The organism is Pseudomonas sp. R1-43-08 (assembly GCF_003852255.1).
In the GTDB taxonomy this organism is placed as follows: Bacteria; Pseudomonadota; Gammaproteobacteria; order Pseudomonadales; family Pseudomonadaceae; genus Aquipseudomonas.
Genome location: NZ_CP027734.1, coordinates 1,562,717 through 1,583,703, shown reverse-complemented (window position 1 = coordinate 1,583,703; position 20,987 = coordinate 1,562,717). Strand labels below are relative to the sequence as shown.

The following is a 20,987-nucleotide window of genomic DNA, read 5'->3' as shown; positions in this document are numbered from 1 at the left end:
ATTCCAACAAAATCGAGGGACGGATAAATGAACACACTGCTGCGATTCACCTGGCTGTTGCTGTTGTGCTGTAGCCAGGTGCACGCCGCCACGGCCGAGGATGCGGAGGCCCAGGCGGCCAAGGCGCTGCTGGAAAAAGCCCTGGCGTACTACCAGAGCAACGGTGACCAGGCATTGGCCGCTTTCAGCCGCCAAGGTGAGTTCATCGACCAGGACCGCTACGTATTCGTGGTCGATACCAAAGGCGTGCTGCTGGCCAGTGGCGGCCCCTCTTCGGCCTTGATCGGTCGAGACGTGTCCGAGGTACTTGGGCCTGATCTGCAGGCTTCGTTCAAGCAAGCTATCAGCGCACCCGAAGGCCAGGGTATCCAGCAGGCCGATTACCGCTGGCAGAACTGGAATGACGGCAAGGTCGAGCACAAGCATGTGTTTTACCAGCGCGTGGGCGAGCGCATCCTGGCGGTCGGCTATTACCTGCCACGGGCTACGCCGGAACAGGCACGGGCGCTGCGCAACAAGGCGGTGAACGCGCTGGTGAAGGATGAAGCGGGGACGCTCAAGGCGATCAACTCATTGCAGGGTGGTTTTCTGCAGGACGATCTCTACGTGTTCGTGGTGGACCTGGATACGCGGCGCTATGTGGCCCATGGCACCAACCTGCGCTTGATCAATACGGATTTTGCCAAGGTCAAGGACCCGGATGGGAAGCCTGTGGGTGAGCCGATTCTTCAGCTGATGACTGAGCAGGATCAGGGGGAGTACAAATATCGGTGGAAGAATCCGGTGACGGGGAAGGTTGAGAATAAGCATGCTTATTTGCGTAAGGCGGGGCGGTTTATGGTGGCGGTGGGGTATTACAGTCCCTGATTAGGGGTTTTTCGTGGCGGCCTCTGGGCCGACCAAGTAGTGAGTTTTATTGAGTACATATCCGTTATTTAGGTAACGGCGGCTTAGGGTTCCGCTCTTACAGCGGGTCACTTTGGAAAAGCCCCAAAGTAACCAAAGGGCTCTTGCCCCACCACTCGGCACCTCGCTCACGCTCGGTGTGCCCGTAATCCGACAGTGATTTGGGGGGCCGCCGCCACGCGCCATCCATGGCGCGGGGCGGCTAAACCGGCATCCCTGCCGGTTTACCCCCCAAATCCCTATCGAATTCCGGCCAGCGTGGTTTAACGGGGCGCTTAGATCAAAAGCAAAAGCAAAAGCAAAGCGAGGCGGCCTTCGAGCCGACCTAATCATTGAAGCGTACGCGGTGTGGCTTCTACTTCCTTAGACGCTGACGAAGTCAGCAATCTTTTGATCTGGCTCTTGCTTTGGATCTTGATCTCAGTCGCCCCGTTAAACCACGCTGGCCGAACGCAGGCTTGAATCCGTGGGTAACCCGGCAGGACGCCGGGTTAGCCGCCCTGCGCCATGGATGGCGCATGGCGGCGGCCCACGGATTCAAGCCGGAGTGAGGGCACACCGAGCCCAAGCGAGGTGCCGAGTGGTGGGGCGAGGACCTTTTGGTTACTTTTGGGTCCCTCCAAAAGTGACCCGCTGTAAGAGCGGAACCGCCAGCCGCCATGACCTAAATAACGGATATGTACACAGTCAACCCCAACGACCTGGTCGGCCCAGAGGCCGCCACGCCCCCAAGCCTCAGCGCTTATCCCCAAGCCCCCGCAACACCCGATCCGGCATCACCACCGCCGCCACCAACCCCAACAACGACACCCCCGCACTCACCATCAACAAATGCCGAAACGTCACCGCCAACTCCCCCCGCAACGCATCCCGCGCCGCCCCAGGCGCAGCGTTAAGCCCATCAAGCAGCACATTCCCAGAGCCCCCCTCGCCCACCAACGCACCACTGGCCAAATGAACAAAACTTCCATCCTGCAACAACGCCAGCAGTAACGCCGACATACACGCCACCCCCACCGCTCCACCCAGGGAGCGGAACAGGTTGGTCGTACTGGTCGCCACGCCAATATCACGCTGCTCCACCGAATTCTGCGTCCCCACCAACGACGTCGGAAACTGCATCCCCGCAGCAATCCCGCACAGCAGCATGAACAATGACGTCAGCCCGACTGCCTCAGGCGCACTGTAGGCCATGCCGAAAATCGCCAGGGGACTCAACACCGCGCCACTGAGGATCATCGGTTTATAGCGGCCCGTCACCGACGTCCTGCGCCCGGCGAAATAGGCGCCCATCGGCAACCCCATCGCCAGGGGCAGCAGGTGCAGGGCCGCGCTGTCGGCACCGGCGCCGGTCACGGTCTGGTAACGCAGCGGCATCAGCACGGTCAGGGAAATCGCCTGGAAGCTGGTGATGAAAATCGTGCACCAGCACAACACCGCGCTGCGGTTGACGAACAGGTGCATGGGCAACAACGGCTCCGGCGCGCGGCGTTCATGCCATACGAACACGCTCAACGCCAACAGCGCACAGGCCAGCAGCCCGAGCACTTGATCGTCACGCCAGGCATGGCCCTGGCCGATTTGCGTGATACCAAGCAACAAAGCGGTCAAACCGATGATCATCAGCACGGTGCCGAGGTAATCGATGATCGGTTTGCGTTGTGGCACCGGCAACCCCACCAGGGTGCGATGGGCCACGTACCAGGCGACTGCGCCCAACGGCAGGTTGATCAGGAACACCCAACGCCAGGACAGGTATTGGGTCATATAACCGCCCAACACCGGCCCGGCGACGCTGGCCACTGCATACATGCTGCTGAAGTAGCCCTGGTAACGCCCGCGCTCGCGGGGTGGGATGATGTCGCCGATGATCGCCTGGCTTACCGAGACCATCCCGCCGGCACCGATGCCCTGGAGAACCCGCGCCAGCACCAGTTGCTCCATGCTTTGCGCCAAGCCACAGAACAGCGAGGCGCCGGTGAACAGCCCCATGCCGATCAACATCATCGGCCGCCGCCCATACAGGTCGCCGAGTTTGCCGTAGATCGGCACCGCCACCGTCATCGCCACCATGTAGCCGGAGATCACCCAGGCCAGCAGGTTGACGTCATGAAATTGCGCGGAAATGGCCGGCATCGACACGGCGACGATGGTCTGGTCCAGCGCACCGAGAAAGATCGCCAGCATCAGCGCGGCGAGGATGCTGCGCACGGCGGGAACGGTTGGAGCGGGCTGATTGAGAGGGGTCACGGCAGAACCTTCGAGCAGGGCCCGCAGGCAACGGCAGCCAGCGGGAAGGCCGAATACGATAGCAGGCTATTCGATAGCTTCGTAAGGAAGCCCGACGTAATTTTCCGCGATGGTCTTGCGCCCCGCCTCGGAGTCAATGAAGTAATCCAGCTCGCTCTCGGCAATGCGCTGGCTGAAGCCGTCCGCCTCGGGAAATTGATGCAGCATCGAGGTCATCCACCAGGAAAACCGTTCGGCCTTCCACACCCGCCGCAGGCAGATGGCGGAGTACCGCTCGAGCAACTCCACGCGCCCTTCGCGATAGACCTTGAGCAAGATCCGAAACAAGGTGTTCACATCACTGGCCGCCAGGTTCAAGCCCTTGGCGCCGGTGGGCGGCACGATGTGCGCGGCATCGCCGAGCAGGAACAGGCGCCCGTACTGCATCGGCTCCACCACGAAGCTGCGCAGCGGTGCGATGCTTTTTTCAAGGGACGGCCCGGTGACCAATCGTTCAGCCAGGTCGGCGGGCAGGCGGGTTTTCAGCTCACCCCAGAAGCGCTCGTCCGACCAGTCGGCCAAGGCCTCCTGCGCGGGCACCTGCAAGTAGTAACGGCTGCGGGTCGGCGAACGCATGCTGCACAGCGCAAAGCCGCGGGAATGCTTGGCGTACACCAGCTCCGGGTGCACCGACGGCGTATCGGCAAGCATGCCCAGCCAGCCGAACGGATAGACGCGCTCGAACACTTGCAGCGCCTCGGGCGGAATCGACTGACGGGCCACGCCGTGAAAGCCATCACAACCGGCGATGTAATCGCACTCCAGGCGAAAGGCCTGGCCCTGATGCTCGAAGGTCAGCCAGGGACGTTCACTTTTCAGGTCATGGGGGCGTACGTTCGAGGCTTCATACAATGTCGTGGCGCCGGCTGCTGCACGGGCGGCCATGAGGTCACGGGTGACTTCGGTCTGGCCGTAGATCATCACCGACTGGCCGCCGGTCAGGGTCTTGAGGTCGATGTGGGTGAGTCGGCCATCGCGCGCCACGGCGAAACCGTCATGCACCAGGCCCTCGGCGTCCATACGTCGGCTGACGCCGGCCTCGCGCAGCAGGTTGACCATGCCTTGCTCCAGCACCCCGGCGCGGATGCGACCTTGCACGTAATCGGCGGTTTGGCGCTCTAGGATCAGGGTCTGAATGCCAGCATTGTGCAGCAACTGGCCGAGCAACAGTCCGGAAGGACCGGCGCCAATAATGGCGACTTGGGTTTTCAGCGTTTTCATTATTCTTATGGCCTGTAGGCTTCACCCGAACCGAACGAGTGAAAGAGTTGTCAGTGGACGTGTGGCTGACATTTTTCACTTGAGCGAGCAGCATAAGAAGGTGAAAACTGTTTCAAAGCCTGCGCTTTTTGCCAATCGGGGCGATTACCGACCACTTCCTGAGTATCGGATTGAAACCATGACCAACACCGCGATTCCGGTCTTCAAGCTTTACGGGGAAAGCCAACAGTGGCCGACCCCCGATTTGTTGCACTGCGAAACCATTTCCCGGCGCAGTCGGGAATACCAGTGGGAAATCCAACCCCACCGGCACGCGGATCTCTGCCAACTGCTGTACGTGCACAAAGGCCAGGCACACCTGGAAATCGAAGGCCAGCGCACCACGCTCAACGAAGCGAGCCTGCAGGTACTGCCGCCGCTGTGTGTGCACGGTTTTCGTTTTTCCGAAGATGTCGAAGGTTACGTGGTGACCCTGTCGGCGCCCCTGGTCAGCCACTTGCAGGCGCAACTGGGCAGCACGGTCGATGGCCTGCACGCCCTGGGCAACTACCCGGCGGGCAAGGACAGTGATTACCTCAACAACCTGTTCACCCGTTTGCAGGACGAGTACGCCGACGATCAACCGGCACGGGACATGATGATGCACGCCCTGGTCAGCGTGCTGCTGGTGTGGGTCAGCCGCCAGGCGATCCAGCGCCGCCACCCCAGGGTGCCACGCAGCCGTGAATATTTCCGACGCTTCACCCAGTTGGTCGAACAGCATTACCGCGAACACCCCAAGATTGAAGACCTGGCCCACAAGTTGGGCATCTCGGTCTCACACTTGAATGGGACGTGTCGGGAATTGGGCGGGCAGCCAGCCTTGCAGATCATGCATGACCGCCAATTGCTGGAGGCCAAGCGCCTGCTCACGTACACCAGCATGACGATCAATGAAATGTCGGAAGTGCTGGGGTTTTCCGACCCGACCAACTTCTCACGCTTGTTCCGCCGCAGGGTCGGATTCTCACCCAAAGCGTTTCGCGAGCAGCTGAAGGCCGATAGCCCGCAGCAATAAACATCGGCGGCTTGCAGCGTGTCCGGCATCAACGCAAGGCACTGAAACTGCCGCTGCGGGGCACACACATATCCTGATGGCAACTGATCGCAAAGGTGGGCTGCATGCGCGTCTGTTCCACGCGATAAGCGGCCGTCCCGTACAGCGCGGTAGCCAATGCGCACAGGCTGAAAATCATCAGGTACTTTCTGGTTTTAATACTCATGACACACCTCTGAACAGATCTATACGGTGCTGTTTAAAGCATAGGTCAGTCCGGGCAAGTTGCCATGATTGCAGGCCATTCAGCCCGTTTATGTCGCCTCAGAGACCGACATCCCAAGCAGGCGCCTCGGGAAACCGCAACACCAGAAAATCCAGCAGACTGCGCAACGCCGAGGGCATGTGCTTGCGCGAGGCGTACACCGCATAGATATTCATCTGCCGTGGCTCGGCTTCCGGCAGCAAGCGCACCAGTTCACCGCTGCGGATCAGGTCGCCGGCCTGATAGCTGGGGAGCATCGCCACCCCTGCCCCAGCCAGCGTTACGCGCAATAACGTACTGGCCTCGTTGGCGGTGATATTGCCGTGTACGGGCACCGACACATGCTCGCCGTTTTCCTCGAAATGCCACAGGTTCTTGCCGAAGTAGGAGTGGGTCAGGCAGTTGTGCCGGGCCAGGTCTTCGACTTTCTGCGGCGCCGGATGCACCTGCAGATAAGCCGGCGTGGCGCATACCACCGAGCGGCATACGGTCAGGCGCCGGGCGATCAGGTTCGGGTCCAGGTCGTTGCTGGTGCGGATCGCCAGGTCGATGCGCTCATCCACCAGGTTCACCGTGCGATCCAGCATCTGCAGGTCGACCGTCACCAACGGGTAGCGTTTGACGTACTCGGCAATGGCAGCGCCCAACTGCGCCTGGCCGAACGAGGTGCTGACACTCAGGCGCAACAGGCCCCGTGGGGTCTCATCGGGCTCGCTGACGGCGGCCTGCATATCAGCGCACAGTTCCAGCAATTGCCGACAACGCGGCAGGGTTTCACTGCCGGCGGCCGTGAGGCTGAGCTTGCGCGTGGTGCGGTGCAGCAGGCGCGCGCCGACCCAATCTTCCAGTTCGGCCAGATAGCGCGAGACCACCGGGCGCGACAGGTCCAGATGATCGGCGGCAGCAGATTGACTGCCCAGGTCCACCACGCTGACAAACACGCGCATTGCTTGAAGACGATCCATGATTTGCCCGATTTCAGAAACAAACTATGTCCCAGCATCGCATTTTTTGTGATGTTTTATGCAACTAAGCTCTGTACATCCCTTACCGATGGCAGGAGCTGCCCGATGTTCACAACCTTCAAACGCTTGACCCTGGCGACCGCCGCCCTGGCCTTCAGCGCCCACGCACTCGCGGCAGAGTTGAAACTCGAGGTGTACAACCCTGGCGAAGCCGCGATTTTCCCGGTCAGCTCGGTGCTGGTCAGCGGTGCCAAGGACGCGATCCTGGTGGACGCACAATTCGGCAAGAGCCAGGCCGAGCAACTGGTGCAGAACATCCGCGCCAGCGGCAAACAGCTGACCACCATCTACATCAGCCACGGCGACCCGGACTACTACTTCGGCCTTGACACCCTCACCGCCGCCTTCCCCGAGGCGAAAGTGCTGGCGCCCCAACCGGTGGTCGACCATATCAACGCCACCGTCGCCGCCAAGCTGGCGTTCTGGGGCCCGAAAATGGGCGCCGACAAACCGGCCAAGACCGTTGTGCCACAGGTGCTTGAAGGCCACAGCCTGACGCTGGAGGGACAGCAGTTGGAAGTCATCGGCCTGGACGGCCCGCAGCCGGATCGCAGTTTTGTGTGGATTCCGTCGATCAAGGCCGTGGTCGGCGGCGTGGTGGTCGCGCAAAACATTCACCTGTGGATGGCTGACACCCAGACTCCGCAGTCCCACAAGGATTGGCTGACCACCTTGCAACGTATTGCAGACTTGAAGCCGACCACCGTGATTCCGGGCCACTACCTGGGTACTCCATCGCCGGCCTCGGTCAGGTTCACCGCCGACTACATCAAGGCCTTCGACATCGAAACCGCCAAGGCCAAGAATTCCGCCGCCCTGATCGCGGCGATGAAAAAGCATTACCCGACCCTCGCCGACGAAAGCTCGCTGGAATTGAGCGCCAAAGTCGCCAAGGGCGAAATGAAGTGGTAATTGGTTTTAAACCCTGACCTGACTGGAGAACGTCATGAGCAAGATCGCAATCATTGGTGCCACCGGCCGTGCCGGTAGCCAACTGCTGGAAGAAGCGCTGCGCCGTGGGCATAGCGTCACTGCCATCGCGCGCAATACCGACACCCTGGCCGGGCGCCCTGGCGTCACAGCCAAAGGCGTCGATGCCCTGGACGCCGATGCCCTGCAACAGGCCGTGAGCGGCAGCGATGTGGTGATCAGTGCGGCGCACTTCGCCACCTTGCCCGCCAGCGCCGTGATCGGCCCGGTCAAGAAGGCCGGGGTCAAACGCCTGTTGGTGGTGGGTGGCGCCGGCTCGCTGCTGCTGCCGGACGGCAGCCGGGTGATCGACAGCCCGGGCTTCCCGGCTGAATACAAAACTGAAGCCAGTGCGGGGGCCGAGTTCCTGGAAACGCTGCGCCAGGAAAAGGAGCTGGATTGGACCTTCCTGTCGCCGTCGGCCCTGTTCGATGGAACCGAGCGCACCGGTAAATTCCGCCTGGGCCAGGATGATCTGCTGGTCAACAGTGACGGGACAAGCTCGATCAGTTTTGCCGACTACGCCATTGCCATGCTCGATGAAGTGGAAACCCCCAAACACTCGCGCAAACGCTTCACCGTTGGCTACTGACACAACAGGGTCAAACTTGTGGGAGGGTGCTTGCTCCCGATGGCGCTGGTTCAGTTGGAGCCTCTTTAACTGATACACCGCTATCGGGAGCAAGCCCCCTCCCACATTGAATCCTCAGTGCTGTGGCCATTTGCGCAATTGGCTGGGGCATAAAGCATTTTTTCAATAGCCCCAACGACTTTCTCATTTGCCTGCCCTCGCCCACCCGTGGCCTGATTCGCCCTGGTTCATTCAAGGCAGGCCCATGGAAAACGTTCAGGCAAAACCCACCACCGCCGTGTGGCTGATGATCAGTGTGGTGCTGGTCGCCCTCAACCTGCGCCCGTCGATGGCGGCCGTGGGGCCTTTGTTGTCGTCGATTCGCGCTGAGGTGCCGCTGAATTTCAGCAGCGCGGCCTTGCTGACCATGTTGCCGGTGATGGGCATGGGCCTGGCGATGTTCTTTGGCATGGGCCTGGCCAGGCGCTTTGGCGAACACCGCAGTATCGTGGTGTCGTTGCTGGTGATCGGCGTGGCGACAGTGTCGCGGCTGTGGCTGGATTCGGCGCTGGAGCTGATTGTCAGCGCCATTGCTGCAGGCATCGGGATCGCGCTGATCCAGGCGTTGATGCCGGCGCTGATCAAGTCGCGCTTCAGCGCTGACGTTTCGTTGTTCATGGGCCTGTATGTCACCGCGATCATGGGCGGCGCGGCACTGGCCGCCTCGTTTGCGCCCTTTGTGCAAGTGCACACCGGCAGTTGGCGCATGGGCCTGGCGATATGGGCGGGGCTGGCGCTGCTGGGGCTGGTGTTCTGGTACGCCCAGCGCTCGGCGTTGCCGCCCTTGCCGCAGGTCGACAGCGGTCCGCAGGCGTGGTTTTTCGGCAATCGCCGGGCCTGGCTGCTGGCGCTGTTTTTCGGCCTTGGCACGGCGTGCTACACCTGTGTGCTGGCGTGGCTGGCGCCGTATTACGTCGAGCAGGGCTGGAGCGAACAGCAGGCCGGTTTGCTGCTGGGTTTGCTGACCGCCATGGAGGTCGTCTCCGGCCTGGCGACCCCCGCCATCGCCAATCGCCGCCGGGATAAACGCGGCGTGGTCGCGGTCTTGCTGGTGCTGATCATCATCGGCTTCTGCGGCCTGATCCTCAGCCCGCAGCACCTGAGCCTGGTGTGGCCGTGCCTGCTTGGCCTGGGAATCGGCGGCCTGTTTCCGATGAGCCTGATCCTGTCCCTCGACCACCTCGACAACCCGCGTCGTGCCGGTGGCCTGACCGCGTTCGTGCAGGGCGTCGGCTACCTGATCGCCGGCCTCTCGCCGCTGATCGCCGGGATGATCCGCGACCAATTGGGCAGCTTCGAATGGGCCTGGTGGTCATTGGCGGCCGTGGTGGTGGTGATGCTGCTGATGGTCACGCGCTTCAATCCCGCGCATTACGCGCGGCATATCCGCTGAGGTCGTGTTGTAAACACTTTTTGTCCCACCCAAAACATAGAAGAGTCCTACAGAGCTTTCTATTGGTACGAGCGTTCCGTTAACATTTTGCGCAGTCTTGTACTGAGTTCGGTACAAAGGGTTTTACGGACGGAACCGATGCTAAACAGTAACTTGCTCAGAAAGCTCGATATGCAGGACTTGATGGTGTTTATCGCTGTCTACGACCAGAGCAGCGTTACCGACGTGTCCGAAACGCTGTTCGTCAGCCAATCCACCGTGAGCTACAGCCTGAAGAAACTGCGCACCAGTTTCGAAGACGAGCTGTTTATCAACACCCGCGCGGGCATGCGTCCGACGTACAAGGCCACCACGATGTACGGCCATGTGCAGAAAATCCTCGAAAGCATCAACCTGTGCCATGCCGGGGGCCAGGCCTTCGACCCGACCCGCGAGGCCGTGACCTTCAATGTGTGCGCCCCGGAATACTTCGAACAGCTGATCCTGCCGCGCCTGCTGAAAAACTTCGACCGCGCCGACCTGCCGGTGATCGTCAACGTGCGCAAGCTGGAAGCCGAGATTCCCGCCGACGACTTGCGCGAAGGCCGCCTCGACCTGGTGATCTGTTTCGGCCCCAATTTTCACCGTGCCCATAAAGACTTCAAGACCCAAATGCTGCTCGAAGATGACCTGGTATGCGTCTTCGATAAACGCGCGGCGCCCCGGGAACCGGCATTCAGCCTGCAGGCCTTCGTCGAGCGGCGCCACGTGTTCCCCACGCCCTGGACGTCCGACACCAACATGATCGACGGCTGGCTGGCGCGCCAGGCCCACAAACGCCAGGTGATCGCGCGGGCCAACAGCTACAGCGCGGCGTTGAAGATGATCAGCGGCACCGACTTCATCGTGACCCTGCCCCGCCGCGTGCAAAAGCTGCTGGCGTCGACTGCGGCGTACGGGTTTTGCGAAGCGCCGAATGGTCTGCCGGGCTTCACCCTGGATATGCAGTGGAATGAAACCAGCGAACAGGACAACGCCAATACCTGGTTTCGCGAGCAAGTGGTGAAGGTGTGTGAGGAGCAGCTGCAAGCGGCAAGTTAAAGCGGCAAGCGAAGCCGGGATGTCTGTTAGCTTGGTGCTGGCAGCTTGTCACTCCCTGCGGCTTCTTTGCGAAACGGTGGATCAGACTTGGACGCCGAGCCCTCGATCACTCATGAACGCCTCCAGCCGCGAGCGCATCCAGCGTTCTGCCGGGTCGGTGTCGACGTGGCTGAGCCAGACCATCGACAAGTCCAGGGTCGGCGTTTCAAATGGAAACGCCTCGCAGAACAGGTTCCCGCCGGCGGCCATGGCCTGGGCCGTGTAGTCCGGCAGGCTGGCGATCATATCGGTGCCGGCGAGCAGCGCCGGTAGCGAGCTGTATTGCGGTACCGACAGCACCACGTGCCGCTTGCGGCCGATCTCCGCCAGCCATTCATCGGCAAACCCGGCCACGTTGGCGGTGTGGGACACCAGCACATGGGGCCGTGCGCAATATTCGTCGAGGGTCAGCGGTGTGTCGGACGCATCGGCGCGCAACAGGCAAGGCCGGATATGTCGCAACAGTTTACGCTTGGCATTCGCCGGCAGGCCGCGGGTCTGGGTGATGCCGACGGTGATATCGCCGGAGGCCAGCAGGTCGGGAATGCGCCAGTAATCCACATGCTGTACCACGAACACCACCTGCGGCGCCTCCTGACGCAGAGCCCGCAGCAACGGCGGCAGCAGGCCGAACTCAACGTCATCGGACAGGCCGATACGAAAGGTCATGGTGCTGATGGACGGGTCGAAATCATGGGTCAGGCTCAGGGCCGACGACAGCGAATCCAAGGCCGGCGACAAGTGCTGGATGATTTCTTCGGCGCGTGCGGTGGGCTCCATGCGGTGGCCGACGCGAATGAACAACGGGTCATTGAACAAAGTGCGCAGACGATTGAGGGCCGAGCTGATGGTCGGCTGGCCGAGAAACAGCTTCTCCGCCACCCGGGTCACGTTGCGCTCGAGCATCAGCGCTTCGAAGACCACCATCAGGTTGATATCGGCCTTGCGTAATTCATTGCGATTCATCGGCGCCTGCCCCTTCCCCAAGACAAGCCGCAGTTTAGAAAGGCAATGGGGCGGCGTCTATGTCGGTCGACGCATCGGGTTTCATGTGGAAGTGGACTTGCCCGCGATTGCGGTGGGTCAGTAGAGGCATGGATTGACTGGCACACCGCAATCGCGGCATAGGTATCTACACAACTTTGGCGTAGCCCTGAACCTGTGGCGAGGGAGCTTGCTCCCGTGGCGACCTGGCGGCCTATAGCTATCTGACTGATGCCGCGCGATCCAAATGTGGGAGGGGCGGTGCGACGATTCGACTTGCCCCCGATGGCGGCCTGACAGCCGACCAGGATGTTGGATCAAGGCGAGTACATATCCGTTGCTGCGGTAACGGCAGCTTAGGGTTCCGCCCTTACGGCGTCTCACTTTTGAAAAGCGCAAAAGTAAGCAAAACGCTCTTGCCCCACCACTCGGCACCTCGCCTAGGCTCGGTGTGCCCGTAATCCGACAGTGATTTGGGGGGCCGCCGCCACGCGCCATCCATGGCGCGGGGCGGCTAAACCGGCATCCCTGCCGGTTTACCCCCCAAATCACTGTCGAATTCCGGCCAGCGTGGTTTAACGGGGCGCCTAAGAGCAAGATCAAGAGCGACTCGCTTCGCATCGTGGTTACCGTTGGCTGCTACGAAGTTGTGTAGATACCTATGGTAATCGCGGGCAAGCCCACTCCCACATTTGGCTCGCGTCGTCCCCGACATCAAGGTTTCAAAGGGAATTCCTGATCCCGCTCTGAAAGCTCAGTCCCATCGTCGGGATGCTTCCAGGTTTGCGGTTTTTCTTCCTCAGGTCGTTGCCGAGGCTGTTCACGCTCCGGCTCATTGTGCTGTTTGTGTTCCTCACCCATAGCCACCTCCCATTCGTAAGCATTGAACCCAGCTTCAAGCGTAGAACAGGACCGACAATTCCGACGGCTCTTTCGATTGATAGCCAAGACGCATCAATCTATCCAAATTTGTCACTTATCATTTCTAAATGTGTCAGCCACTATCCCAAGTCTTAAGCGAAACAAGCACTTTAAAAAGAACGCTGGAGACACAAAACCATGACTAGCCCTTCCCGGCCTGCGGCTGCTTCCTCGAAAGCAGGCGCCGTACTGCGCGTTACTTCGGGCAACTTTCTCGAACAGTTCGATTTCTTTCTGTTCGGCTTCTACGCCACCTACATCGCCGCTGCCTTCTTCCCCGCCGCCAATGAATTTGCCTCATTAATGATGACCTTCGCCGTGTTCGGTGCAGGCTTCCTGATGCGGCCGTTGGGCGCGATCATCCTCGGTGCCTATATCGATGACGTGGGTCGGCGCAAAGGCTTGATCGTGACCCTGTCGATCATGGCCAGCGGCACGCTGTTGATCGTGCTGGTGCCCGGTTATCAGACCATTGGCCTGTGGGCACCCTTGCTGGTGCTGCTGGGGCGTTTGCTGCAGGGCTTCTCGGCCGGTGCGGAATTGGGCGGTGTGTCGGTGTACCTGTCCGAGATGGCCACCCCGGGCCGCAAGGGCTTCTATACCAGCTGGCAGTCGGGCAGCCAGCAGATCTCGATCGTGGTCGCCGCCGCGCTGGGCTATGGCTTGAACGTATGGATGGAGCCGGCCGTCGTGGCCGACTGGGGCTGGCGCATTCCGTTCGCCGTTGGTTGCGTGATCATTCCGTTTATCTTCGTGCTGCGGCGCAACCTGCAGGAAACCGAAGAGTTCGCCAACCGCAAGCACCGCCCGACCATGCGTGAAGTGATGGCCACCCTGGTGAAAAACTGGACCGTGGTGATTGGCGGCATGCTGATGGTGGCCATGACCACCACCGCGTTCTACCTGATCACCGTGTATGCACCGACCTTCGGCAAGACCGTGCTGCAACTGAGCACCTCCGACGCGCTGCTGGTGACGTTGCTGGTAGCGGTGTCGAACTTTGTCTGGCTGCCGATCGGCGGCACGTTGAGCGACCGCTTCGGCCGCAAGCCGGTGCTGGTCGCCATGACGGTGCTGACCGTTCTTACGGCTTATCCGGCGTTGTCCTACGTAGTCAACGCGCCAAGCTTTGCGCACATGTTGGAGACCCTGTTGTGGTTCTCCTTCCTGTACGGCATGTACAACGGCGCAATGATCCCGGCGCTGACTGAAATCATGCCGGTAGAAGTGCGCGTCGCAGGCTTCTCCCTGGCCTACAGCCTGGCAACTGCGGTGTTCGGTGGCTTCACGCCCGCGATCTCCACCTGGTTCATTCACATCACCGGAGATAAAGCGTCGCCGGCTTACTGGATGATATTCGCTGCGCTGTGTGCCTTGTGTTCTACCCTGGCGCTGTATCGCCGCGCCAATGCCCGTGGCCAGGTCATGCAGGGGGCTGCACAATGAAGCCGCTGTTCAAAACCCTCACGGCCTTGGTCCTCGGCGCCCTGGCGCTGTCAGCCCAGGCTGAGGAACTCAAGGTGATGACCTCCGGTGGCTTCACTGCCGCGTATAAATTGCTCGGCCCGCAATATGCCAAGCACAGCGGTGACACCCTCGACACTATCCTCGGCCCGTCCATGGGCAAGGCGCCGGAAGCGATTCCCAACCGCCTGGCCCGTGGCGAACACGCCGATGTGGTGATCATGGTCGGCTACGCCCTGGATGAGCTGATCAAACAAGGCAAGGTCGACCCCGCCTCCCGCGTGGAACTGGCGGATTCGCGGATTGGCTTGGTGGTCAAGGAAGGCGCGGTCAAACCATCGATCGGCACCGATGCCGAACTCAAGGCCGTGCTGAGCAAGGCCAAGTCAGTGGCGTATTCGGACAGCGCCAGCGGTGTGTATGTCGAGAAAGAGCTGTTCAAAAAGCTCGGCATGCCCGCCAAGGGCACCATGATCGAACGCGTGCCGGTGGGCGAACAGGTGGCCAAGGGTGACTACGAAGTCGGCTTGCAACAGGTGGCGGAATTGTTGCCGGTCAAGGGCGTGACGTTTGTAGGTAAAATTCCGGAAGACGTGCAGTCCGTTACGCGTTTTGCAGCGGGCATTCCGGTAAACGCCGAACATCCGCAAGAGGCCAAGGCGCTGCTGCAGTTCATGGCGTCGCCCGAAGCCCAACCGGTGGTGCAGTCCACCGGACTGGACTCGGTGTCACGCTGACCGAAACGGCATCTCCCGCACCAACCGCTCCAACTCCAGCGCCGCCGGCGGCAATGTCCGCCCGCGGCGCTTGATCAAGCCCACATTGCGCATCACCTGCGGTTCCACCAGCGGCACACTCACCAGGATCGGGTGTTCGCACGCCGGCATCGCAATCGACGGCACCATCGCCACGCCCAATCCCGCCTCCACCAACCCGATCATGGTAGTCACGTGGTGGGTCTCGCAGATACTTGGCTTTTTCACACGCACGCCACGCAGGGCCTGGTCCAGCAGGAAGCGGTTGCCCGAGGTTTTGTCCACCGTGATGTAGTCATGCTCATAGGCTTCGGTCCACGTCACGCTCTCACGCGCGGCCAACGGATGGTCACGACGACAGGCCAGCACATAGCGCTCCTGCAGCAACAACTCGAACTCCACTTCATCAGCCAGGCTGCCGCTGAAACTCACGCCAAAATCCGCCTCGCCACTTTCTACCGCATTGCACACTTCACCGGCACTGGCGTCCAGCACCCGCAGGCGAATTTTCGGATACAGCTTGTGGAATTCGGAGATGACGTGAGGCATGAAGTAATACGCGGTGGACGGCACACAGGCGATGGTGACGTTGCCCATGCGCGTGGACGCGACGTTACTGATGCCCATCAAGGCGATGTCGAGGTCGTCGAGCATGCGTTCGACCTGGGGCAGGAACGCCCGCCCGACCATGGTCAGGCTGACCCGCCGCGTGGTGCGCTCGAACAGTTTGACGTCGAGCGCGGATTCCAGCTTTTCGATACGCCGGCTGAGGGCCGGCTGGGAGATCCGGATGGCTTCGGCAGCGCCGCGAAAACTGCCCTTGTCTACCACGGCGCGGAAGGCTTGGAGGTCGTTGAGGTCGAAGTTGATGATCACGGGAGGCAGGCCAAAGTGGTCGGGGGTGGCGGGCATTATCGTATGGGAGCCGGTGGGATGCCATGCATGCCGGGCGGGCTGGCCGAGATAACTCTGTTACACATATGAAGTCATACATATCAGCAGCTTAACAGCGTCCCCAGACCACGCAATCGCCAAAACGGGTCAATACTTGCGGCCTGACCTACACAACGGGAGAGGCAACACCGCATGGAAACCTATCACTTCTGGATGGACGACGAGACGCCGGATATCGGCATCGATCAGCTGCTTCTTGCATCGCGTCAATGGTCGAGTAGGATTGAATCCTACTCACCTCTGGCGGACATCCAAATGCGCTCAACCCAGCAAATGAGCATCACGTTGCCCCTTGAAATGGCTGCCCTGGTCAAGGCCAAGGTGGCTGCCGGCGAATATGCCAGCGAAAGTGAAGTGATTCGCGACGGACTGCGCGTGCTGCTGGCACGTGACCGCGCCATGGACGACTGGCTGAGGGATGAAGTCATTCCGGCAGCGACCGCCCTTGAGGCTGAGCCTGAGCTCGGGCTATCCGCTGAACAGGTCCGCGAACACATGGCAGTCAAACGTCAGCGCAAAGGCACAGGGAAAGCGTGAGCTACTCGGTAGTCTTTTCGCCTGAAGCCCTGGCGCAACTCGATGCCCTCGAAGACTACATCAGCGATGTCGGCTCCCCGCCTGTGGCTGCGCGTTTTATCGACAATCTCGTCAGCTACTGTGAAAGCCTCGCCCTGTTCCCCTTGCGTGGCTTGCGTCGTGACGACCTGCTGACAGGCTTGCGCGTCACCCATTATCGTCGCACCCCCCTCATTGCTTTCAGGGTGAGGGCTGGCTGCGAAACGGTATCGATAGTGGGAATATTTTACGGCGGGCAAGACTACACGGCGTTGTTGCAGGGAGATGAGAGTTAACGTCCAACACTGGATAAAACAGCCTGCTGAAAACGGGTCAGCAGGCTCTTAGTATTTCTTCTCGCTGATTGAATAAGTGCACGCCTCGTCACATCGATGGCACTGATGATTACTATCGAAACGAGCGCCTGCCCGATTGCCCACACTGCTTCCTATAATCCCTTCCGAATTCCCTCCCCCGCCTGGCTTCAGGCGACATTCCTGTTGGAACCCAATCCCATGCCAAGCGCGAGCCAGGCCCCTAGCGGGCTTCCCGAACATAACCAACAAAGTGTCAAACAGCAGTGGCTGGCGATTCTCTCGGTCGCCGTGGGCGCTTTTGCCCTGGTGACCAGCGAATTTCTGCCGGTGGGCGTGCTCAATGATGTCGCCAGCGATCTGGGCATCAGCGCCGGTCACGCCGGGCTGATGGTGACCCTGCCCGGCATCATGGCCGCGCTTGCCGCACCGTTTCTGTCGGTTAGCATCGGCACCATGGACCGTCGCTATCTGCTGATCGGCCTGACGTTGGTGATGATCATCGCCAACTCGGTGGTGGCCTTCGCCAGTGATTTCAACCTGTTGCTGTTCGGTCGTGTACTGCTCGGCATCAGCATTGGCGGCTTCTGGGCCACGGCCATTGCGCTCAGCGGACGGCTGGCGCCCAAGGGCGTGGGCGTTGCGAAAGCCACCTCAATCATCATGATGGGCGTGACCCTGGCCACCGTATTGGGCGTGCCTGTAGGCACCTGGCTCAGCGGCCTGATGGGCTGGCGCATGACCTTCCTGGTCACCGCACTGGTGGGCATTCCGGTGCTGCTGGCGCAGGTTTTCCTGCTGCCCCGACTCACCCCGGAAAAAGCCATTCAGATCCGCGACCTGCCGGCCTTGTTCATCAACCCACAAGCTCGGGTCGGGTTGATCGCCGTACTGCTGATCGGCCTGGCACACTTTGCCGCGTACACCTATGTCGCGCCGTTTTTCAAAAACAGTTCAGGCTTTGACGGCCCGACGATTGGTTCACTGTTGCTGCTGTATGGCGTAGCGGGCGTGATGGGTAACGTGTTCGCCGGCTTCGCCGCCAACCGCAGCGTACGCAACACCCTGCTGCTGGTCGCGCTGATGATCGGCACCAGCACCGCGCTGTTCCCCTACTTCGCCACCGGCATGACCGGCGCCGCGATGCTGATCGCCCTCTGGGGCTTCGCCTTCGGTGCGTTCCCGGCCTGCGCCAGCATCTGGATGTTCGTCGTGGCACCCAAGGACGTGGAGCGCGGCATGCCACTGTTTGTCGCGCTGTTTCAGGTGATCATTGCCCTGGGCTCGTTCTTTGGTGGGCGGATTGTCGATCAGATGGGTAGCTCGGTGTTGTTGAGCCTGGCGACGGTGTTGGTGGGATGTGGTTTTGCGACGGTATTGGTGCTGGGGCGCAAGGTGAGTAATAGCCTGGTGGCGCAGCCTGCCTGATTGGGTTGAATCCGCGAAAAAGCCTGCTGAGCGTGAGTTCAGCAGGCTTTTTTCGTTCCAGCGGCAAGTATTAATCAACGCAACGCTGCTCGAAAACTGCCGGCTCTGCACAACGTAAGCACCTGTTTCGGAAAAGATTGGCAAAGAGAATTCCCACAGGGAGGCTTGTGTGCATAAGCCTCTGAGCTAGCCTCAAAAGGTCGCCGCCGTGGCGACATACTGACAGGATGCTTATATGCCAACGAGATACCGCGATGCGGTCACAGGTGAATACGTGACAGAGCAAGAGGCAAAAAAACGGCCAAGGGAAACGGTAAAGGAAACGGATAAAAAGCCCCCGGCAAAGCCGAAGGCTAAGAAGTAGGGTCAATGAATGAGAGAGATTGCCGTATGTCCAGAGAGGCTTGCCAGTGAAGCACGCTTGCTCCATCGTAATGACGAACGTCATTACATAAGGAGTTATCCCTTGGCCTCTATCAACATTCGTATCGATGACGACCTTAAGGCTCGCGCCTACCTTGAACTGGAAAAACTCGGTGTCACGCCTTCCGAACTGATACGCCAGGCGCTGCAATATGTAGCCGAGCGCGGCCAACTGCCATTCAAGCCCGTGCTGATGACTGAAGAAGATGAAGCCTTGATAGCGACCGTGCGTGAGCGCCTTGCGTCGCCTCAACGAGTGAAGGTTTCTTTAGATGATCTATAGCCTTGATTTTGATGCGCGTGCATTGAAGGAATGGCAAAAACTCGGCGACACCCTTCGTCAGCAATTCAAGAAGAAGCTGGTCAAAATCCTGAACAACCCACACATTGACGCGAACCGCCTGCATGGCCTGCCTGACTGCTACAAGATCAAACTGCGTAGCAGCGGGTACAGGCTGGTCTATCAAGTGATCGATCAGGAAATTACTGTGTTTGTGGTCGCCGTTGATAAACGTGAGCATGATCAGGCTTATCGGAAAGCGTTTGAGCGCTTGGACCGGCGCTAGGTGCGATTGCAGCGAATCCCTAAAGCAGCCATGAACAGCCATAGGAAACGAAAAAGCCCCGTAGCTTATTCAGCTGCGGGGCTTTTCTTATGTAATGGCGGAGAGATAGGGATTCGAACCCTAGGTACCGGTGAAGGTACAACGGATTTCGAATCCGTCCCATTCGGCCACTCTGGCATCTCTCCAACGGCGCGCATCATAACAGCCTGTTTCGTGGAAGCAAAGCGCCGAAGCGTTTTTTTTCCGTGCTATCAGATGCTTGCGTCGATTACAGCGGTACGCCGAGACGCTTGGCGACTTCTTCGTAGGCTTCGATAACATCACCGAGGCCCTGGCGGAAGCGGTCTTTGTCCATCTTCTTCTTGGTGTCCTTGTCCCACAGGCGGCAGCCGTCAGGGCTGAATTCGTCGCCCAGGACGATGGAGCCGTCGTGGAACACACCGAATTCGAGTTTGAAGTCCACCAGCAAGAGGCCGGCGTCGTCGAACAGTTTGCTCAGCACGTCGTTGACCTTGAGGGACAACTCTTTCATGCGCGCCAATTGTTCAGCAGTGCCCCAGCCGAAGGCCACGACGTGGGATTCGTTGATGAACGGGTCGCCCTTGGCGTCGTCCTTCAGGAACAGTTCGAAGGTGTAGGGATTGAGCTTGAGGCCCTCTTCCACGCCCAGGCGTTTGACCAGGCTGCCGGCAGCGTAGTTACGCACGACGCATTCGACGGGGATCATGTCGAGCTTCTTGACCAGACACTCGTTGTCGCCCAGCAGTTTGTCGAATTGGGTCGGAATACCGGCCTCTTCGAGTTTCTGCATGATGAAAGCGTTGAACTTGTTGTTCACCATCCCCTTGCGATCAAGCTGCTCGATGCGCTTACCGTCGAACGCCGAGGTGTCGTTGCGAAACAGCAGGATCAGGCGGTTGGCGTCGTCGGTCTTGTATACCGACTTGGCTTTGCCGCGGTAGAGTTCTTCACGTTTTTCCATGATGGGCTCCGCTTTGAGTGAGGTGGGCTAGGCGATATGTCGCCAGTCGAGCCCTGAATCTTGATCGGCCAGTTGCAGCCAGTCCGGGTCGCACCCGAGGGTGTCGACAAAACATTGCCGGGCAAGCGTCGGCAGGTTGTTCTTGCTGCTCAGGTGGGCCAGGACCAGGTGTTGCAGGTCTTGCCAGCCCAACTCATACACCAGGTACGCCGCCTGATGGTTGTTCAAATGTCCCAGTTCGCCGCCCACCCGCTGCTTGAGAAAGTAGGGGTAATGACCGCGAGCCAGCAGGTCTCGGCAGTGATTGGACTCGATCATCAAGGCATCGAGGTCGCGGTAACCGTCCAGCACCTTGGCGCAGTAGGAACCCAGGTCGGTGAGCACACCGAAGCGCCGCTCGCCGTCACTGAATACATATTGCGTGGGTTCCTGGGCATCGTGAGCGACCGCGACAACACTGATGCTCAGGGCACCGATCTGCAGTTGCTCGCCTCCCGCCAGGAAACCTGCGGGTTCAATGGGTTTGCGCATCCCGCGCAACGTGCCGCGACTCAGGTACACCGGAAGATTGTAGCGCCGAGACAGCAAACCCACGCCATGCACGTGATCGGCATGTTCGTGGGTCACCAGAATCGCGCTCAGCTGCGCGGGGTGAACCCCCAGGCGCAGCAGGCGCCGCTCGGTTTCTCTTAACGAGAAACCACAATCCACCAGTACGTACGTGTCGTCGTGGGCGACCAGCGTGCCGTTCCCTTGGCTACCGCTACCGAGAACAGCAAAACGCATC

At 60.1% G+C, this 20,987-nt stretch carries 21 protein-coding genes and 1 tRNA gene; 13 read left to right on the top strand and 9 right to left on the bottom strand.

Going from position 1 to position 20,987, the window contains the following annotated elements:
* The first annotated feature begins 27 nt into the window (after nucleotides 1-27).
* Nucleotides 28-867, top strand: coding sequence for a cache domain-containing protein (locus C4J87_RS07190; protein ID WP_124366237.1), 840 nt, complete (start codon nucleotides 28-30; stop codon nucleotides 865-867).
* A gap of 774 nt (nucleotides 868-1,641) precedes the next feature.
* Here the strand turns inward: C4J87_RS07190 and C4J87_RS07180 are convergent.
* Both C4J87_RS07180 and pobA read right to left on the bottom strand, forming a co-directional pair.
* Nucleotides 1,642-3,156, bottom strand: coding sequence for an MDR family MFS transporter (locus C4J87_RS07180; protein ID WP_124366236.1), 1,515 nt, complete (start codon nucleotides 3,154-3,156; stop codon nucleotides 1,642-1,644).
* Between the two features lie 66 nt (nucleotides 3,157-3,222).
* Entirely contained in the window at nucleotides 3,223-4,407 is a 1,185-nt protein-coding gene (gene pobA / locus C4J87_RS07175) for a 4-hydroxybenzoate 3-monooxygenase (protein WP_177412809.1), read from the bottom strand.
* 187 nt (nucleotides 4,408-4,594) lie between these two features.
* Between pobA and C4J87_RS07170 the strand changes: the two genes are divergently transcribed.
* Complete coding sequence (locus C4J87_RS07170) at nucleotides 4,595-5,473, top strand: helix-turn-helix domain-containing protein (protein WP_124366234.1); 879 nt, start codon at nucleotides 4,595-4,597, stop codon at nucleotides 5,471-5,473.
* 28 nt (nucleotides 5,474-5,501) lie between these two features.
* Here the strand turns inward: C4J87_RS07170 and C4J87_RS26080 are convergent, their stop codons facing one another.
* On the bottom strand, nucleotides 5,502-5,678 hold the full coding sequence (locus tag C4J87_RS26080) for a hypothetical protein (RefSeq protein ID WP_164484515.1): 177 nt from the start codon (nucleotides 5,676-5,678) through the stop codon (nucleotides 5,502-5,504).
* A gap of 98 nt (nucleotides 5,679-5,776) precedes the next feature.
* Entirely contained in the window at nucleotides 5,777-6,682 is a 906-nt protein-coding gene (locus C4J87_RS07165) for a LysR family transcriptional regulator (protein ID WP_124366233.1), read from the bottom strand.
* Nucleotides 6,683-6,787: 105 nt separating this feature from the next.
* Between C4J87_RS07165 and C4J87_RS07160 the strand changes: the two genes are divergently transcribed.
* The 4 genes from C4J87_RS07160 (at nucleotide 6,788) to C4J87_RS07145 (ending at nucleotide 10,815) form a co-directional block, all read left to right on the top strand.
* Entirely contained in the window at nucleotides 6,788-7,654 is an 867-nt protein-coding gene (locus C4J87_RS07160) for an MBL fold metallo-hydrolase (RefSeq protein WP_124366232.1), read from the top strand.
* A 34-nt stretch (nucleotides 7,655-7,688) separates the two neighbouring features.
* Nucleotides 7,689-8,303 (top strand): NAD(P)-dependent oxidoreductase, encoded by a 615-nt coding sequence (locus tag C4J87_RS07155; RefSeq protein WP_124366231.1) that lies wholly within the window; start codon nucleotides 7,689-7,691, stop codon nucleotides 8,301-8,303.
* A 244-nt stretch (nucleotides 8,304-8,547) separates the two neighbouring features.
* Nucleotides 8,548-9,735: a cyanate transporter gene (locus C4J87_RS07150; protein ID WP_124366230.1), complete on the top strand. Its 1,188-nt coding sequence runs from the start codon at nucleotides 8,548-8,550 to the stop codon at nucleotides 9,733-9,735.
* A 138-nt stretch (nucleotides 9,736-9,873) separates the two neighbouring features.
* Complete coding sequence (locus C4J87_RS07145; protein ID WP_124366229.1) at nucleotides 9,874-10,815, top strand: LysR family transcriptional regulator; 942 nt, start codon at nucleotides 9,874-9,876, stop codon at nucleotides 10,813-10,815.
* Between the two features lie 81 nt (nucleotides 10,816-10,896).
* Here the strand turns inward: C4J87_RS07145 and C4J87_RS07140 are convergent, their stop codons facing one another.
* Nucleotides 10,897-11,820, bottom strand: a complete 924-nt coding sequence (locus C4J87_RS07140) for a LysR substrate-binding domain-containing protein (protein WP_124361748.1) — start codon at nucleotides 11,818-11,820, stop codon at nucleotides 10,897-10,899.
* Nucleotides 11,821-12,897: 1,077 nt separating this feature from the next.
* On the opposite strand from C4J87_RS07140, the gene C4J87_RS07135 reads away from it, so the two are divergent.
* Both C4J87_RS07135 and C4J87_RS07130 read left to right on the top strand, forming a co-directional pair.
* Entirely contained in the window at nucleotides 12,898-14,205 is a 1,308-nt protein-coding gene (locus tag C4J87_RS07135) for an MFS transporter (protein ID WP_124366228.1), read from the top strand.
* Nucleotides 14,202-14,960, top strand: a complete 759-nt coding sequence (locus tag C4J87_RS07130; RefSeq protein ID WP_124366227.1) for a substrate-binding domain-containing protein — start codon at nucleotides 14,202-14,204, stop codon at nucleotides 14,958-14,960. Before C4J87_RS07135 ends, C4J87_RS07130 begins: the two co-directional genes overlap by 4 nt.
* Here the strand turns inward: C4J87_RS07130 and C4J87_RS07125 are convergent.
* Nucleotides 14,952-15,854 (bottom strand): LysR family transcriptional regulator, encoded by a 903-nt coding sequence (locus C4J87_RS07125; RefSeq protein WP_065886461.1) that lies wholly within the window; start codon nucleotides 15,852-15,854, stop codon nucleotides 14,952-14,954. The genes C4J87_RS07130 and C4J87_RS07125 overlap by 9 nt on opposite strands.
* Before the next feature lie 333 nt (nucleotides 15,855-16,187).
* Between C4J87_RS07125 and C4J87_RS07120 the strand changes: the two genes are divergently transcribed.
* The 5 genes from C4J87_RS07120 to C4J87_RS07095 all read left to right on the top strand — a co-directional run bounded on the left by C4J87_RS07120 (nucleotide 16,188) and on the right by C4J87_RS07095 (nucleotide 19,218).
* On the top strand, nucleotides 16,188-16,469 hold the full coding sequence (locus tag C4J87_RS07120; RefSeq protein WP_177412808.1) for a type II toxin-antitoxin system ParD family antitoxin: 282 nt from the start codon (nucleotides 16,188-16,190) through the stop codon (nucleotides 16,467-16,469).
* Nucleotides 16,466-16,783: a type II toxin-antitoxin system RelE/ParE family toxin gene (locus C4J87_RS07115; protein WP_124366225.1), complete on the top strand. Its 318-nt coding sequence runs from the start codon at nucleotides 16,466-16,468 to the stop codon at nucleotides 16,781-16,783. Before C4J87_RS07120 ends, C4J87_RS07115 begins: the two co-directional genes overlap by 4 nt.
* 219 nt (nucleotides 16,784-17,002) lie before the next feature.
* Nucleotides 17,003-18,229: an MFS transporter gene (locus tag C4J87_RS07110; protein WP_124366224.1), complete on the top strand. Its 1,227-nt coding sequence runs from the start codon at nucleotides 17,003-17,005 to the stop codon at nucleotides 18,227-18,229.
* A gap of 466 nt (nucleotides 18,230-18,695) precedes the next feature.
* The gene (locus tag C4J87_RS07100; protein WP_124366222.1) at nucleotides 18,696-18,935 is read left to right on the top strand and encodes a type II toxin-antitoxin system RelB/DinJ family antitoxin; all 240 of its coding nucleotides are present in this window, start codon (nucleotides 18,696-18,698) and stop codon (nucleotides 18,933-18,935) included.
* Nucleotides 18,925-19,218 (top strand): type II toxin-antitoxin system RelE/ParE family toxin, encoded by a 294-nt coding sequence (locus tag C4J87_RS07095; protein WP_124366221.1) that lies wholly within the window; start codon nucleotides 18,925-18,927, stop codon nucleotides 19,216-19,218. The genes C4J87_RS07100 and C4J87_RS07095 overlap by 11 nt, the downstream gene beginning before the upstream one ends.
* Before the next feature lie 95 nt (nucleotides 19,219-19,313).
* Here the strand turns inward: C4J87_RS07095 and C4J87_RS07090 are convergent.
* The 3 genes from C4J87_RS07090 to C4J87_RS07080 all read right to left on the bottom strand — a co-directional run bounded on the left by C4J87_RS07090 (nucleotide 19,314) and on the right by C4J87_RS07080 (nucleotide 20,986).
* A tRNA-Ser gene (locus tag C4J87_RS07090) sits at nucleotides 19,314-19,403 on the bottom strand.
* An 83-nt stretch (nucleotides 19,404-19,486) separates the two neighbouring features.
* The gene (purC, locus tag C4J87_RS07085; protein WP_048726015.1) at nucleotides 19,487-20,200 is read right to left on the bottom strand and encodes a phosphoribosylaminoimidazolesuccinocarboxamide synthase; all 714 of its coding nucleotides are present in this window, start codon (nucleotides 20,198-20,200) and stop codon (nucleotides 19,487-19,489) included.
* A 27-nt stretch (nucleotides 20,201-20,227) separates the two neighbouring features.
* Nucleotides 20,228-20,986: an MBL fold metallo-hydrolase gene (locus tag C4J87_RS07080; RefSeq protein ID WP_057723051.1), complete on the bottom strand. Its 759-nt coding sequence runs from the start codon at nucleotides 20,984-20,986 to the stop codon at nucleotides 20,228-20,230.
* Nucleotide 20,987: the final 1 nt, after the last annotated feature.

Bases quoted from the DNA above. Each gene is read 5' to 3' on its own strand.
- C4J87_RS07190 (WP_124366237.1), top strand. From the start codon at position 28: ATGAACACACTGCTGCGATTCACCTGGCTGTTGCTGTTGTGCTGTAGC.
- C4J87_RS07170 (WP_124366234.1), top strand. From the start codon at position 4,595: ATGACCAACACCGCGATTCCGGTCTTCAAGCTTTACGGGGAAAGCCAA.
- C4J87_RS26080 (WP_164484515.1), bottom strand. From the start codon at position 5,678: ATGAGTATTAAAACCAGAAAGTACCTGATGATTTTCAGCCTGTGCGCA.
- C4J87_RS07165 (WP_124366233.1), bottom strand. From the start codon at position 6,682: ATGGATCGTCTTCAAGCAATGCGCGTGTTTGTCAGCGTGGTGGACCTG.
- C4J87_RS07160 (WP_124366232.1), top strand. From the start codon at position 6,788: ATGTTCACAACCTTCAAACGCTTGACCCTGGCGACCGCCGCCCTGGCC.
- C4J87_RS07155 (WP_124366231.1), top strand. From the start codon at position 7,689: ATGAGCAAGATCGCAATCATTGGTGCCACCGGCCGTGCCGGTAGCCAA.
- C4J87_RS07150 (WP_124366230.1), top strand. From the start codon at position 8,548: ATGGAAAACGTTCAGGCAAAACCCACCACCGCCGTGTGGCTGATGATC.
- C4J87_RS07145 (WP_124366229.1), top strand. From the start codon at position 9,874: ATGCTAAACAGTAACTTGCTCAGAAAGCTCGATATGCAGGACTTGATG.
- C4J87_RS07140 (WP_124361748.1), bottom strand. From the start codon at position 11,820: ATGAATCGCAATGAATTACGCAAGGCCGATATCAACCTGATGGTGGTC.
- C4J87_RS07135 (WP_124366228.1), top strand. From the start codon at position 12,898: ATGACTAGCCCTTCCCGGCCTGCGGCTGCTTCCTCGAAAGCAGGCGCC.
- C4J87_RS07130 (WP_124366227.1), top strand. From the start codon at position 14,202: ATGAAGCCGCTGTTCAAAACCCTCACGGCCTTGGTCCTCGGCGCCCTG.
- C4J87_RS07120 (WP_177412808.1), top strand. From the start codon at position 16,188: ATGCGCTCAACCCAGCAAATGAGCATCACGTTGCCCCTTGAAATGGCT.
- C4J87_RS07110 (WP_124366224.1), top strand. From the start codon at position 17,003: ATGCCAAGCGCGAGCCAGGCCCCTAGCGGGCTTCCCGAACATAACCAA.
- C4J87_RS07095 (WP_124366221.1), top strand. From the start codon at position 18,925: ATGATCTATAGCCTTGATTTTGATGCGCGTGCATTGAAGGAATGGCAA.
- purC (WP_048726015.1), bottom strand. From the start codon at position 20,200: ATGGAAAAACGTGAAGAACTCTACCGCGGCAAAGCCAAGTCGGTATAC.
- C4J87_RS07080 (WP_057723051.1), bottom strand. From the start codon at position 20,986: ATGCGTTTTGCTGTTCTCGGTAGCGGTAGCCAAGGGAACGGCACGCTG.